Source organism: Pseudarthrobacter adonitolis (assembly GCF_055412845.1).
On the sequence record NZ_JBVAYW010000002.1, the window covers coordinates 116095 to 129951 of the forward strand.

Consider the following 13857-nt stretch of genomic DNA (forward strand, 5'->3'; position numbering starts at 1 on the left):
CGGCGCCGTCGTGCTTTACCCGCCAGTGGGACGCGGAGCAGGCGGTCAGTTCCGCTGGGTGCGGCCGCCGGCCGAGGTGCGTGCCAGCAGCGCCTTTTCGTCGACGGGTGTGTTGCCGCTGGCCCGCTGTGCCCTGACGTACGCACGGGCCTCGTCCTGCCGGGTCTTCTCGGCACCGGTGGCGATGGCGGCGCGCACGTGCTCGTCGCTGTACCCAAAGGCGTCCACAAGGTCCAGGGCGTGCGGCCTGATCTTGACCAGGAGCCGGTTGATGTAATCACCCACAGTGCGTGCCCGCTGCATGGAGAGCCGGCCGTTCATGAGGTACCAGGACAGGTTCTTTTCGATCAGCGACAGGCCGAAAAGGTCCCGCAGCCATGTCAGGACCCGTTTGGTGCCGGGGTCCGTGACAGCTTCCAGGGCCTCCGTGAACGCCTCCCATTGCAGGAGCTCGGCATGGGCCTGGGCGGCATCAATCAGCTCGTTCTGGTGCTGGTTGAAGAGGGCCGCCCCCTTTTCGACAGGCAGCTTGTTGGCGCCCTTCAGGGCCGCCCCGACGTCGGCCACCATGGTCTGGACGCGGTCCGTCAGGAGGGCGCGCTGGCCTTCCTCGTCCCGGAGCGCGATAGCAGCCTTCTGGACTGATCCGGTATCTGCGACAAACTGCGCCACCTGCCGCAGGCCGGTGCGGTGGATCGCGACGCCCGTCGCCTGGGCCACCACGTAGCGTGCCAGCACGCCGAAATCGACATTCCTGAACTCCTTGGCATAGTCGGCCAGGAGGCGCTTGGCCACCAGCTGAAGCAAGACGGTGTTGTCGCCCTCAAACGTGACGTAGACATCCAGGTCCGCCCGGAGGGAGGCGAAGCGGTTTTCGATCAGGAAGCCGGCGCCGCCGCACGCCTCACGGCATTCCTGCAAAGTGTCCAGGGCGTGCCAGGTGCTCAGCGGCTTCAGGGCTGCGGCAAGTGTCTCCAGATCCTGCCGGTCCTCATCGGTATCGTGGGCGCCGGAAAAGACGTCGTCGAATTTCTGGAGGAGCTGTTCGTGCGCAAACCCCGCGGCATACGTCGTGGCCAGCCGGGTAAACAAGCGCCGCTGGTGGCGCTGGTAGTCCAGGAGGACCTCTTCGTCCGTGTGGGACGACGCGTTGAACTGGCGGCGTTCGGTAGCGTAGCGGATGGCTGCTGTCAGGGCGATCTTCGACGCGGCAACGGCCGCGCCGTCCAGCGACACGCGGCCCTGGACGAGGGTTCCCAGCATGGTGAAAAATCGGCGGCCGGGGCTGGCAATGGACGATGCGTAAGTCCCGTCGGGTGCCACATCGCCGTAGCGGTTCAGGAGGTTCGTGCGGGGGATGCGGACGTTATCGAAATGCAGCCGGCCGTTGTCGATCCCGTTGAGGCCGCCCTTGACGCCGTCGTCTTCGCCACCTATCCCGGGCATGAACTCCTTTGTCTGGGGGTCCCGGAGGTCAACGTAGAAGGCATGCACACCATGATTCACGCCCTTGGTTACGAGCTGCGCGAAGACGACAGCGCCGAGGCCGTCGATGGCAGCGTTGCCGATGTAGTCCTTCCACGCAGCACGGAACGGTGTGTGGACCACAAATTCCTGGGTTTCGGCGTCGTACGTCGCCGTGGTGGCGATGCTGGCCACATCGGAACCGTGGCCGGTCTCCGTCATGGCGAAGCAGCCGGGGATCTCCAGGCTCATGATGCCTGGCAGCCACTTGTTGTGGTGCTCCTGCGTGCCCAGATGCATCACAGCCGAGCCAAAGAGGCCCCACTGGACACCGGCCTTGATCTGCAGGGACGGGTCGGCGGTTACCAGCTCCTCGAACCTGGCCACGTTGCCGCCGTGATCATCGGAACCGCCCAGTGCCGCCGGGAAGGCCCGCTGCACGGCGTTGTTGTCCACAAGGTACTTCAACTGGCCGAAGGCCCGCGTCCGGTGCTCGGTGTGCGTCAGTCCTTCGATCTTGTGCAGTGCAGGGTCGCTGGCCAGCGCACGCGATTGCCGGCGGGAGTCCGCCCATTTGCCCAGGAGCTGCTCGCCGAGGGCGGCAACGTCGACGGCGGGCTGCGCAGCCGTTCCGTGGCTTGCGGTGGGGCTGGCGACGGCTGGGTTCGCAGCGGCTGAGTTCGTGACGGCTGCGTTGGTTACGGCTGCGTTTTGTCCGGTGGGGCGGTCCACTACTTCGGTCATGTCAATGTCCTTCGTTGGTTCTGACAGGAGGGTGTGAGGTTCTTTGGGCGGAATCATGGCGCGCTGGCAGGGTCAAGCTCGGGGGCGATTCCCACACATAACCAGGCCGTGATCTGGCGGGCCATGGCTTCCTGGTCCGGCTTCGCCGCCGAATCAGGTGTGCTGAGCCATTGCTCGCCGGCATTTCGGACCAGGCCGATGGCCGCCGTGGGCCAGTAGCCGATCACCGCTTCCTTGCCATCGCCGAGGTGGGTCCGCATCGGTGCAGCGATCATCTCCGCGATGGAATCGAAGAAGTGGCCCAGGGCTCCGGAAATGGCCGCCGATCCCTGGGGTCCGTCCGCGTCCACCGGCGCATAGCGGGTGACGAAGCTGTAGACATTGGGGCTGGTTTCCGCCATCTGGAGATAGGCCGAGATCATGGCCAGCAGCCCTTCCCTAGGGGTCTGCGCACCCTGGGCCGCTTCACGGATCTTGCGTTGCATCTGGCTCAGGACAACTTCCCCGACGGAGCGCTGGAGGCCGGCTTTGTCGCCGAAATAGCGGTAGAAGACTGACTTCGATGTTCCGGCTGCCGCTGCAATCTCCTCCATGGAGGCGTCACTGCCCAGCGCGTGGACAGCCCGCCGTGCGGACTTGATGAGCTCCCGGCGTCGCTCCTCCCGGTGGGTCTGCCAGCGGGCCGAACGGCCGTCGGCATTTCCGCCGGCAGCCGGCGTCGGGGCTTCTGAGTGGAGGTTGTTCACGATACTCAGCGTATCAGGTACGCTGGGTATCGGTAACCGTCGCAGATCAGAGGAGTCACCCATGTCCGTCAATGGACAGTCCGGCACCGGACCCCATGAATTCGCCAGCCCCACGACTTCCGGCGCGGCGCGTCCGGTCCGCAGGGCCGTGATTGTGGGTGGTAACCGGATCCCGTTTGCCCGTTCCGGCGGGGCTTACACGAAGTCGTCCAACCAAGACATGCTCACAGCAGCACTTGACGGTCTCATTGCCAGGTTTGGCCTCCAGGATGAGCGGATCGGCGAGGTTGCGGCCGGGGCCGTCCTCAAGCACTCCAGGGATTTCAACCTCACCCGCGAGGCAGTCCTGGGTTCAGCGTTGTCGGCGGAGACCCCGGCCTACGACCTGCAGCAGGCGTGCGCCACCGGCCTGGAAACGGTTTTGGGCCTGGCCAACAAGATCAAGCTGGGCCAGATCGATTCCGCGATCGCAGGCGGTGTGGACTCAGCGTCGGATGCCCCCATTGCTGTCAGTGAAGGCCTTCGCGAGGTGCTCCTGGACCTCAACCGCGCCAAGACCCTTCCCCAGCGCCTGCAGGTGCTCAGCCGGCTGCGGCCCAAGGACCTGGCCCCCGATGCTCCGAGCACGGGGGAGCCACGCACCGGCCTTTCCATGGGTGAGCACCAGGCGCTGACCACCGCGCAGTGGAACATTTCGCGCGAGGCGCAGGATGAGCTGGCTTTCAACAGCCACCGCAACCTTTCCGCCGCGTATGACGCGGGTTTCTTCGATGACCTCCTGACGCCGTACCGCGGCCTCGCCAAGGACTCCAATCTGAGGGCGGACACCACGCTAGAGAAGTTGGCTACACTCAAGCCCGTCTTCGGACGGAACCTGGGTGCCGAGGCCACCATGACGGCGGGAAACTCCACACCGCTGACCGACGGTGCATCCACGGTCCTGCTCGCATCCGAAGACTGGGCCGATGCCCATGACCTGCCGAAGCTGGCCACCGTAGTTGATGGAGAAGCTGCTGCTGTTGACTTCGTCCACGGCAAGGATGGCCTGCTCATGGCCCCCGCGTTCGCGGTCCCGAGGCTGCTGGCCCGCAACGGACTGACGCTGGACGACTTCGACTTCTTTGAGATCCATGAAGCCTTCGCCGGGACCGTCCTGAGCACACTGGCCGCCTGGGAAGATGAGGAGTTCGGCCGCACCCGGCTGGGACTCAACGGCGCCTTCGGCAGCATCGACCGCACCAAGCTGAACGTCAACGGCTCCTCCCTGGCCGCAGGCCACCCGTTCGCAGCCACCGGCGGACGCATCGTCGCCTCGCTGGCCAAGATGCTGCAGGCCAAAGGCACCGTCGACGGAAGGCCGGCACGTGGTCTCATTTCCATCTGCGCCGCCGGCGGCCAGGGCGTCGTCGCGATTCTCGAAGCACTCTAGGGGCACCGGATGACGGACAAATACACCACCCTGGTCAACCAGGGCCTGGGCAGGAACATTGCCAAGCGGCTGGGCCTGCCCCAGCCTGCGCTGCTTCGCCGCTACCAGCCGGGCCAGCCCCTGGCCACCGGTCCCGTCCTGGTCCAGGGCAACACCGCCGGAGCCGACGAACTGGCCGCCACACTGCTCTCCTGGGACCTGGACGTCCGGCGCCACGCTGTGCCCCGCGAAAAGCTTGGCGCGATCATTCTGGTCCTGGATGAGCTGTCCCGGCCCGAGGACCTTGAAAAGCCTGTGCTGTCCGCGGCGTCCTCCTTGCGTGATCTCGGACCGAGCGCCCGCGTCATCACCATCTCCCGGCCAGCCGCCGAAACCGCGTCCCCTGCACAGGCGGCTGCCCGGCAAGGCGTGGACGGCTTCCTGCGGTCCCTGGCCAAGGAACTCCGCGCCGGCGCAACAGCGAACGGCATCCTCCTGGCCGAGGGGGTCCAGAGCACAAGCCCCAGCGCCCTTGCCGCCCTGCGGTTCTTCCTGTCCGGCCGGTCGGCATTTGTGGACGGCCAGTTCCTCACTGTCACCTCCGGCGATGGCCACCTGCCCGTTGACTTCGAGAAGCCGCTCGCCGGCAAGGTTGCCGTGGTGACCGGCGCCGCCCGCGGCATCGGTGCGGCCATTGCCCGGACCCTCCACCGGGACGGGGCCACCCTGGTCCTCGTTGACATCCCGGCGGCCGGGGACCATTTGACTGCTGTTGCCAACGAAGTCCGCGGCACGGCGCTTCAACTGGATATCAGCAGCGCAGATGCCGGCCAGCGGATGATCGACCACGCTGTGCAGCGCCACGGCCGCCTGGACATCGTCATCCACAACGCCGGGATTACCCGGGACAAGCTGCTCGCCAATATGGACCACGGCCGCTGGAGTTCAGTCCTGAACATCAACATCGCCGCCCAGCTCAGAATCAACGAAACATTCCTGGCCTCTAAGCACTTCCGGAATTCACCACGGATTGTTTCGGTTGCGTCCACCAGCGGCATAGCGGGCAACCGCGGCCAGACCAACTACGCGGCGTCTAAGGGAGGCGTGATGGGTATGGTGCGCGCTTCTGCGCCCCTTCTGGCGGCGAACGGCGGGACCATCAACGCAGTGGCGCCCGGCTTTATCGAAACAGACATGACGGCACGGATCCCGTTAGCCGTCCGCGAGGTGGGACGGCGGCTGAACTCCCTGCAGCAGGGCGGCCAACCGTCCGACGTCGCGGAGGCCATTGCCTTCCTGGCGAGTGACGCCGCCGGGGGCATCAACGGCGACGTGCTTAGGGTTTGCGGACAGAACCTGGTGGGGGCATGAGTACGGTCCAGCCGGTCATCCTGGGGGAGATGCCGTCCCTGTCTAAGCTGTACGTCAATGCCGCCGGGCAGGCGGCGCGGCGCCGCGTGCTGGGCACCCACAACGGATCCAGCCTTCCGGCCACCGGCCACGAAGTGCGCGGGGTAACGGCCGACGTCGGCAACCTCACCGCGTACCAGCACCTCATTGGGCTGACCGCCAGGGACACCCTGCCGGCCGGCTACCTGCACGCGCTGGCATTCCCGCTGGCCATGAGTGTGATGAACCGCGACGATTTCCCGCTGCCGCTCCTGGGCATGATCCACCTCAGCAACCATGTGGAGCAGCGGTCGCCGGTGCTCTTCACTGAAGCCCTGGACATCCAGGCCAGGGTCGAGAACCTCCAGGGGCACCGGGCCGGCACACAACTTGACGTGGTTGCCGAGATCCGTGGCGCCGGTACGCCGGACATCAAATGGACGGGACGTTCCTCTTACCTGGCCAAGGGCGTATTCCTCCCCGGCATCGATAAGCTGACCCCGCACAACGGCCAGACGGAATTCACGCCTCCGGACCCCACAGCGATTTGGCATTTGGGGGTCGATACGGGCCGCGCGTATGCGGCCGTTTCAGGTGACTTCAACCCGATCCACCTGAGCGTGCTTTCTGCCAAGGCCCTGGGCATGCGACGCTCTATCGCGCATGGGATGTATCTTGCCTCGAGGGCCCTTGCGGATGTCGGGCCGGCCAAGGGCGAAACGTTCACGTGGGATGTCACGTTCGAGGCGCCGGTGTTCCTGCCGGCCCGCGTTGCGCTGGATATCACCACCGGGCAGGCGCCTGGCGAAGGGTGGCAGGGGTCCGAATTTGTGGCGTGGAATCACCGCTCGGGTCGCCGGCACTTCCGCGGCTCCGTGGGACCGCTCTAGGACGCCGGCCGCACGGCCCGGAGAACGCGGTGCAGGCTCAGCAGAATGGACTCGGACGCTGTCACGCTCGAATCTCCCGGTGCCCGCTCCGCAACCGCTGCCATGCCGGCCTCCACCGCTGACTTCGCGGCGGCGAAGAGCCGGCGCTGGTCTGCTTCATCCCCGCCGTCGAACGAGGCCAGGAGTTCACCGGTGGCGGTCATGGCCGCTGCCAGCGGTGAACTGTCTTTGAAAGGCACCGTGTACGGTGCGTCGTCTGTCCAGATGACATCCGACAGGACCTCTGTCATGTCCTGGATGTGGAACGTCACCCGCTCCAGATCACGAAGGTTGCGGTAGTCGAGATCCACATCGCGAGGATGGAACCGGCGGCGCGGATTGGCGCGGCGGCTCGCGTCAGCCTCCTGGACAAGATGCCGGACCGTGCTGGCCGCTTCGGCCAGCTCGGTCGACCGGCGGGACCAGTCCTCATGCTCGGGAGGCCACTTTTCAGTCAGGGCCGCTCCCATGTCAGTCAGTTGCCGCCCGAGGGCCAGCCGGAGTTTGCCCAGACTGGTGGCTGCCGCGTTGAAGTGGAGGGGAGGAAACACCAGGACGTTGACGGCGATGCCCACCGCGACGCCGACGCCCATCTGGATGAGGTAGCCAAAGGAAAAGTCGTCCCGGTTGCTTCCGCCCACGAGAAGAACCAGCAGCGCCGCCGTCGGAATCCAATCGCTGCCGGAGCCAATTCGGGGGAGGCCGCCGAGCAGCACACCGATTCCCATAACGACCGCTACAGTCAGCGGTGACGGATCACCGACGCTGACCAGCGCAAAGGCGAGCCCAATACCGAGGGCAAGGCCCACCAGCGCCTGGAAACCCTGCCGGATGGATCCGGCCACGTTGTTGTACATCGACACCAGTGCCCCGAGCGGCGCGTAGTACGGATACTCGGCAGCGGATCCTGGCATCAGGGGGGCAATAGCAAAAGCGAGGCCGGCGGCTAAGGCTGCCTTCGCCGCCAACTGCAGGCGCTGTACCGTGAATGCCGACGAGAGACCGGCCACCGAATTTCTCAGGAGGCGGGATCCAGCAGCGGCCCGGCGCTGCGGCTGCGGTTGAGTGTCACCCATCCGCCCCACACTAAGTGCAGCCGCTGGCTACGACAAAACCGACGCCGCCCGCCGTACCTCCGCAGCCAGCCGATGCGCTTTGCCCTGCGTGCGTCCGACCTCCGCCCGCTGCGGGATGTATCCGAAGCCGAGTCCGTACGCGGGATCGGCGAACCCCAGCGCAGCGTTTGCTCCTTCGTGGCCGAAGGCGCGGTGGCTGCCGAAATTCCTCGCCGGGTGCGGCTTCATAAAGACCACGGCAAAGGCGTTGTCCAGTCCGGACATACGGTCCAGGCCCCATACCTGCTCCTGGGACATCACGCTGACTGTCTCAGGGGTCAACAAGGGGGCGCTGCCGTACACGCCTGTCAGGGCCGCGGCGTAGAGCCTGGCCAGGCCCTCCGCCGTACCCACACCGCCGGCGGCACTCATCCCGGTGGCGCGCACGGTCCGCTGATTGGGAAGTTCCATGATTGAGCTGAGCGCCGCGTTGCTGTTAAGCCCGTCCAGGCTCAGTGGATCCAGCCATGGCTGCAGGGGCTCGACGTCGTAGAGGACGTCACGGTAGCGCGGTTCCGACTTCTCCGGCAGTCCCAGGAAGAAGTCGATGCCGTAGGCCGTGCGGATGCGGTGGTCGTAGAGGCTCTGCAGGCTGGTTCCCGCAACCCGCCGGCAGAGTTCCTCCATGATGATGCCGATGGTGAGGGCGTGGTAGCCGAAGCAACTGCCGGGACGCCATGCCGGCCGCTCCCCGGCCAGCCGTGCCGCGGCCCGGGAAGTGGTGAATTCGTCCAAGGCGAACCCACCTTCGACGCCCACCAGGCCAGCCTGATGGGACAGGGCTTCACGCACCAGCAACCTGTCCTTGCCGTGGACACCGAACTCGGGCCAGTAGTGCGCCACCGTCCGGTCAAGGTCAAGCAGCCCGTCCTGGACGAGCACGGAAATCACGAGGGCCGCCACGCCTTTGGAGACTGAATACGCCCCGGTGATGGAGTCGCCTGTGATGTGGGGCCCGCCAAACAGGTCCAGTACCTTCACGCCGTCCCGGTAGGCGGCCAGTTGGGCGCTGTATTGAGGGTCGGCGGCGAGGAGGGCGTCAAACAGATCCAAAACGCCCTCGTAGCCGGGCGCTGCAAAGCCATGAGATTTCTGCATGGGCCGAGCCTAACCCGTTAGAAAGCGCTTTCCTGCGGTGCTGACGCTCCGTGTCCAAGGGAAACTTCTTCGTCAGGGCGCACCGGTCCCGGTGGGGTGTCCTCACCGAATGGCCGGCCGGCCAGCAATTCCCTGCCCTGGGGCTGCAACCGGCCGGCCAGATCTGGACCTCGCGGCACCATCCCGGTGGGATTGATGTCCTCATGGACGATGCCATAGTGCTGCTTGATCTGCACAGAGTCGATTGTGTCGCCGAATCCGGGAGTCTGGGACAGGTCCCGCGTGTAGCCCCATAGGGCCGGCACCGTGATGCCGCGGAGGTAATCCGGGAAGCGCCGGAAATGGGCACTCTTGATGCGCTCCATGCCGAGGACGGTGTCCAGCCCACCCGGATCCAGGTCAAGGGTCCAGGACCGTTTATCGTGTGCAGGGCCGGGTTGACCCAGGGAGATGGCGTCCTCGAGCCCGAGGACCCTCCGCACAATCACGGTCCGGTTCGCCCCCGGACATGCCGTCGCCGGAATCAGCCGGTACCGGCCGGTCTCCACCTGTCATGCCGGCTCGCCATTGACGCAAGGGGCGGTCGTCGTGGGTGATCCGGTCCTCGATGTAGTTCGTGTCCGGGTTGAACTCCGCGCCGCCGGTCACATAAGCGCCCCGGGCGCGGTGTTCGGTGCGGGTGTTACGTGCTGTCGGCTACGGTGGCGGTCCTGGCCTGCGGCCCGCTCGAAGATTCCTGGCTCATACGGACCCGCCTAGGCTCCGGCGGCCAGGATTGCCGAGATGGGCTGCCAAGCGACCAGCCAGGACCCGGCAATAACGGCGACAAAGAGCGCGATCCAGACGCCGGAGGGTATAGACGTTGCGCGGTACAGCAGATAAGCGTCGGAACTGGCCAGCCTGTCACGGCGCCGCAGGTGTACATTGGTGAGCTTCGCGAGGTCCCGGACGGCGGCCACCAGGAGGGCCAAGCCAAGAACGATTGCAACGTGGCCAGTGAAGTTGCTCGGCACAACGAGGACCAGCAACCCGCCCCCGGCGACGGCAAGGCCGGTGATCAGCAGCCCCGCGAAGTTCCTGATGAACACGAGCGAAGCCAGGAGGATAAGGGTTCCCGCGGCCAAGGCGGCCGGACCCCAGCCGGCAAAACCGGAGGTGACCAGGGCGGCGCCGGTCAGGGCAGGAACAGGATAGCCCCAGAATCCCGACCAGACGGCGGCAGCCGGGCCACGGCTGTAACTGGTGGTTGTGCCTGAGTGGTCCAACCGGAGCCGGATCCCGCCCAGTCGTTGGCCGCTCATGACGGCGGCGAAGGCATGGCCCAATTCGTGTGTGGCGGTGGCCAGGAGTCCAAAGTACTTCCAGGTGGCCCGGGGGATGGACAGTGCCGTTGCCAGCGCCAGCACCAGCACCAGTTCGGCCACTGTGACCTGGGGGATGGCGGCACGGCTGAAGGCTTCAATGATCCGTTGCCACAATTGCTCGGGAATCAAGGTCATTCCCCGCCGGGCCGGGAGTAGTGATTGTCAGCCATAGCCCTCTACGGTACTAGAGGGATGGTTCACCGCTGTCCTGCTGCCCTGCCGGCTTGGGGCGCTCAACGAATCGAGGAATGCCGTGACCACTTTGAAGGAACGCCTGCACGCTGATGTTGTGGTGCATATGAAGGAGCGGAACAAAACCGCCCTGACAACGGTGCGCAATGTCCTGGGCGAGATCGAAACACGGGAGAAGTCGGGAAAGACGCCCATTGTCCTGGACGACGCCCAGGTGACCTCGTTGTTGCAGAAAGAGGCTGCAAAGCGACGTGACACCGCAAGGATCTACACGGACGCCGGCGAACCCGAGCGGGCGTCGGCTGAGATCGCCGAGGCGGAGATTGTTGAAGCCTACCTGCCGCAGCCGTTGGCAGCCGCTGAAGTCGAGGCGATTGTTGACGAGACCATCGCCGGGCTGAGGAGTGAAGGCGTGGAGCCCGGCATGCGTCAGTTGGGTGCCGTGATGAAACCTGTCACGGCCAAGGTCGCCGGACGCTTCGATGGTAAGGCGGTCAGCGAGATCGTCCGCAGCCGTCTCGCCTGAGCCGTCAGCTTGAGCCCGCTAACAGGAAAGGCACGCCTACTGAACGTGGGCGTGCCTTAACTTCCTGTTGGCGGAACCGGCCCGCCACGGAATACTTCCGGAGTTCTTGATTCAGCCTTCGCAGTCAGTGCAGTAGCTGTGTCCGTCTTTCTGGCGCGCAATCTGGGAGCGGTGCCGGACCAGGAAGCAGGAGTAGCACGTGAACTCGTCCTCAGCCTGCGGGATAACCTGCACGACCAATTCCTCGGCAACGAATTCGCCCCCGGGAACGCCGGCGCCATCCAGCCCGTCGGCCTCATCGAGCTCAAGGACGACACTGCGGGCGTCCGGTGCATTGGCGGACTGCAGTGCCTCGAGTGAGTTGTCCTGCGACTCCTTGACGTCGGAGCGAAGTTCGTCGTAATCGGTTGCCACTTAGGGGTATCTCTTTTCTTTGGTTCGTCTGTCGCGTATGCAACGTACAGCATCCGGCGGGTATTCCCCAATAGCTTGGCAAGAATATTTCTCTCCGGCGCCTATATTTCCCTGCGGACACCAGCTGGGATCGGCGTCGGGTGACATTGGGCACCCTGGTGCCTCGGGATTGAAAAGGCCAGCGCACGGCCGCTGCCAGTTAAGGCTCAGATGCGTTTCTTTGCCAACGTTTTGGTCTGCGGCGGGGTAGCCCGCCCCAGGCGCTCATCGAGCGTCACGCGCAGCCTGGCGGCAGCCACCTCAACACGGTGCTCGGCAGGGGTGACCTTCCTGTCGGGCGTCGAGGCGGCGTTCGGGGGTGTTTGGACCTGCTGGTGTTCAGAGGTGCCTGCGCTCACCGTCCAGTCTCCACTTTCCCCGGCAGGCACGTACTCCCAAGCCGCGTCGAACAGTTCAAGTTACTCGGTACTGGCCAGCTCACTGCCTGCCAGGACGTTTAGGGTCGCAAGACCCAGGGCCTTGGTTCCTTCATCTTCAGCCAAGGCGCGGTCCAGGGCCCACTGGGTGCGGCGCCACCATTCCGCCCGGCTGTCCGCCTCGGTCTTCTGCCGCAGCGCCTGCTCGTCGGCTGCGCACTTCTGGTCCAGCGCTGTCTTATCGGCCGACGTGCGCTGGGCCAGGGTGCGCCAGTTGATGTAGAAGGCCAGCAGGGCCGCAATCAGGACAGCCAAGGGTCCAAGCCCGGCAAGGATCACCCACCAGTCGGCCGGCCCGGAGTGGACGACGACATCAAGGGGGCCAGGCAGCGGGGTTGGATTCACGGCTCCAGCTTAGGCCGTGGAGGGAAACAGAAAAACCCCCTGAAATCCGTGGATTTCAGGGGGTTTTCCCATATGTGCGCGGAGGGGGACTTGAACCCCCACCCCCTTTCGAGGACTAGCACCTCAAGCTAGCGCGTCTGCCATTCCGCCACCCGCGCAGGTGGTAATTCGGACAACGTTCACGCCTTTCAGCGTTTCGCTTTTCTCCGAAGCAGCGAGAAAAACTCTAACACGAACTTTCCGGAAACATGGAATCGGGGCGGATGGGTAGGGTGAAGGCACACGAGAACGCAGGTTGTTTTGCAGCCTTCCCACTGCCCAAGGAGTTTCTATGTCTAACATCCGTGCCGAGGACGAAGTTGTCCAAATCTGCCAGGAACTCATCCGGATAGATACCTCGAACTACGGTGACGGTTCGGGGCCGGGGGAGCGGGTGGCCGCCGAATACACAGCCGGGCTGATCGAGGAAGTGGGCCTCTCTGCCGAGATCTTCGAGTCGGCGCCCGGCCGGGCAAGTGTTGTCACCCGGATGGCTGGTGAAGATCCGTCCGCGAGCGCGTTGGTGGTGCACGGGCACCTTGATGTTGTTCCCGCACTGCGTGAACAGTGGTCGGTGGATCCATTTGGTGCCGAAGTCAAGGACGGACTCATCTGGGGCCGCGGAGCCGTGGACATGAAGGATATGGACGCCATGATCCTTGCTGTGATGCGGGATTTGGCCAGATCCGGGCGGAAGCCCAAGCGCGACATTATCTTTGCCTTCTTCGCCGACGAGGAAGCCGGCGGTGAATACGGCGCCCGCTACGCCGTCGACAAGCGGCCCGAGCTCTTCGAAGGCGCAACAGAAGCCATCTCGGAAGTGGGCGGGTTCTCGGCAACCATCGGCGGGCAGCGCACGTACCTTCTGCAAACGGCCGAGAAGGGCATCTCCTGGCTCCGCCTGGTCGCGCACGGCCGGGCAGGCCATGGCTCCCAGATCAACACGGACAACGCCGTCACCCGGCTGGCTGCCGCGGTAACCCGGATTGGCGAGTACAAGTGGCCGATTGAGCTGACGCCCACCACGCGGCAGTTCCTGGACGGCGTGACCGAACTCACAGGGGTGGAATTCGATCCCGACAATCCGGACCGCCTGCTGGACCAGCTCGGCACCGTGGCGCGCTTTGTGGGGGCAACCCTGCAGAACACCACCAACCCCACGCTGCTTAAGGGCGGCTACAAGCACAACGTCATTCCGGAATCCTCTGAGGCCCTGGTGGACTGCCGGACGCTCCCGGGCCAGCAGGACCACGTCCTGGAGGTCGTGCGGGAGCTTGCCGGTTCCGGTGTCGAAGTCAGCTACGTGCACAGCGACGTCTCGCTCGAGGTCCCGTTCGCAGGGAACCTGGTGGATTCCATGATTGACGCCCTGCACACCGAGGACCCTGGGGCGAGAGTACTTCCCTATACGCTCTCCGGCGGAACGGACAACAAATCACTGAGCCGGCTGGGTATCACTGGCTACGGCTTCGCTCCCCTCCAGTTGCCCGACGATCTCGATTTCACCGGGATGTTCCACGGCGTGGACGAGCGGGTCCCGGTGGACTCGCTGAAGTTCGGCGCCCGGGTGCTCAACACGCTCCTCACGAACTACTGAGCCGGCCCGGA

At 65.1% G+C, this 13857-nt stretch carries 13 protein-coding genes, 1 tRNA gene and 1 pseudogene; 5 read left to right on the forward strand and 10 right to left on the reverse strand.

Annotated elements, in window-relative coordinates:
- Positions 1 to 45: 45 nt before the first annotated feature.
- Together ACZYZ4_RS03085 and ACZYZ4_RS03090 are read right to left on the reverse strand one after the other, a co-directional pair.
- A complete protein-coding gene (locus ACZYZ4_RS03085) occupies positions 46 to 2208 on the reverse strand; it encodes an acyl-CoA dehydrogenase family protein (protein WP_463858098.1) in 2163 nt (720 codons plus the stop codon).
- A gap of 53 nt (positions 2209 to 2261) precedes the next feature.
- Positions 2262 to 2954 (reverse strand): TetR/AcrR family transcriptional regulator, encoded by a 693-nt coding sequence (locus ACZYZ4_RS03090; RefSeq protein WP_463858100.1) that lies wholly within the window; start codon positions 2952 to 2954, stop codon positions 2262 to 2264.
- A gap of 61 nt (positions 2955 to 3015) precedes the next feature.
- Here ACZYZ4_RS03090 and ACZYZ4_RS03095 point away from each other — a divergent pair, with 61 nt between their 5' ends.
- From ACZYZ4_RS03095 to ACZYZ4_RS03105, 3 genes are read left to right on the forward strand one after another with little or no spacing between them, the layout of a single operon-like run.
- The gene (locus ACZYZ4_RS03095) at positions 3016 to 4383 is read left to right on the forward strand and encodes an acetyl-CoA C-acetyltransferase (RefSeq protein WP_463858102.1); all 1368 of its coding nucleotides are present in this window, start codon (positions 3016 to 3018) and stop codon (positions 4381 to 4383) included.
- A gap of 9 nt (positions 4384 to 4392) precedes the next feature.
- Positions 4393 to 5733: a 3-oxoacyl-ACP reductase gene (locus ACZYZ4_RS03100; RefSeq protein WP_463858104.1), complete on the forward strand. Its 1341-nt coding sequence runs from the start codon at positions 4393 to 4395 to the stop codon at positions 5731 to 5733.
- Entirely contained in the window at positions 5730 to 6641 is a 912-nt protein-coding gene (locus ACZYZ4_RS03105; RefSeq protein ID WP_463858106.1) for a MaoC family dehydratase, read from the forward strand. The genes ACZYZ4_RS03100 and ACZYZ4_RS03105 overlap by 4 nt, the downstream gene beginning before the upstream one ends.
- On the opposite strand, the gene ACZYZ4_RS03110 is transcribed toward ACZYZ4_RS03105, so the two are convergent.
- The 4 genes and pseudogenes from ACZYZ4_RS03110 to ACZYZ4_RS03125 all read right to left on the reverse strand — a co-directional run bounded on the left by ACZYZ4_RS03110 (position 6638) and on the right by ACZYZ4_RS03125 (position 10392).
- Entirely contained in the window at positions 6638 to 7690 is a 1053-nt protein-coding gene (locus ACZYZ4_RS03110; RefSeq protein ID WP_463858619.1) for an FUSC family protein, read from the reverse strand. The genes ACZYZ4_RS03105 and ACZYZ4_RS03110 overlap by 4 nt on opposite strands.
- 93 nt (positions 7691 to 7783) lie before the next feature.
- Complete coding sequence (locus ACZYZ4_RS03115; protein ID WP_463858108.1) at positions 7784 to 8893, reverse strand: serine hydrolase domain-containing protein; 1110 nt, start codon at positions 8891 to 8893, stop codon at positions 7784 to 7786.
- Between the two features lie 17 nt (positions 8894 to 8910).
- A pseudogene (locus ACZYZ4_RS03120) lies at positions 8911 to 9541 on the reverse strand (glutathione S-transferase family protein).
- A 107-nt stretch (positions 9542 to 9648) separates the two neighbouring features.
- Positions 9649 to 10392, reverse strand: a complete 744-nt coding sequence (locus ACZYZ4_RS03125) for a M50 family metallopeptidase (protein WP_463858110.1) — start codon at positions 10390 to 10392, stop codon at positions 9649 to 9651.
- Positions 10393 to 10510: 118 nt separating this feature from the next.
- Between ACZYZ4_RS03125 and ACZYZ4_RS03130 the strand changes: the two genes are divergently transcribed.
- Positions 10511 to 10975: a GatB/YqeY domain-containing protein gene (locus ACZYZ4_RS03130; RefSeq protein ID WP_463858112.1), complete on the forward strand. Its 465-nt coding sequence runs from the start codon at positions 10511 to 10513 to the stop codon at positions 10973 to 10975.
- Positions 10976 to 11086: 111 nt separating this feature from the next.
- Here the strand turns inward: ACZYZ4_RS03130 and ACZYZ4_RS03135 are convergent, their stop codons facing one another.
- From ACZYZ4_RS03135 to ACZYZ4_RS03150, 4 genes are all read right to left on the reverse strand, one after another.
- Complete coding sequence (locus tag ACZYZ4_RS03135; RefSeq protein ID WP_056339942.1) at positions 11087 to 11389, reverse strand: DUF4193 domain-containing protein; 303 nt, start codon at positions 11387 to 11389, stop codon at positions 11087 to 11089.
- A 206-nt stretch (positions 11390 to 11595) separates the two neighbouring features.
- Positions 11596 to 11787, reverse strand: a complete 192-nt coding sequence (locus ACZYZ4_RS03140; protein WP_463858115.1) for a hypothetical protein — start codon at positions 11785 to 11787, stop codon at positions 11596 to 11598.
- 60 nt (positions 11788 to 11847) lie between these two features.
- Positions 11848 to 12210: a hypothetical protein gene (locus tag ACZYZ4_RS03145; protein ID WP_463858117.1), complete on the reverse strand. Its 363-nt coding sequence runs from the start codon at positions 12208 to 12210 to the stop codon at positions 11848 to 11850.
- Positions 12211 to 12285: 75 nt separating this feature from the next.
- Positions 12286 to 12368, reverse strand: a tRNA-Leu gene (locus ACZYZ4_RS03150).
- 173 nt (positions 12369 to 12541) lie between these two features.
- On the opposite strand from ACZYZ4_RS03150, the gene ACZYZ4_RS03155 reads away from it, so the two are divergent.
- The gene (locus ACZYZ4_RS03155; protein ID WP_463858119.1) at positions 12542 to 13846 is read left to right on the forward strand and encodes a M20/M25/M40 family metallo-hydrolase; all 1305 of its coding nucleotides are present in this window, start codon (positions 12542 to 12544) and stop codon (positions 13844 to 13846) included.
- The last annotated feature ends 11 nt before the right edge of the window (positions 13847 to 13857 follow it).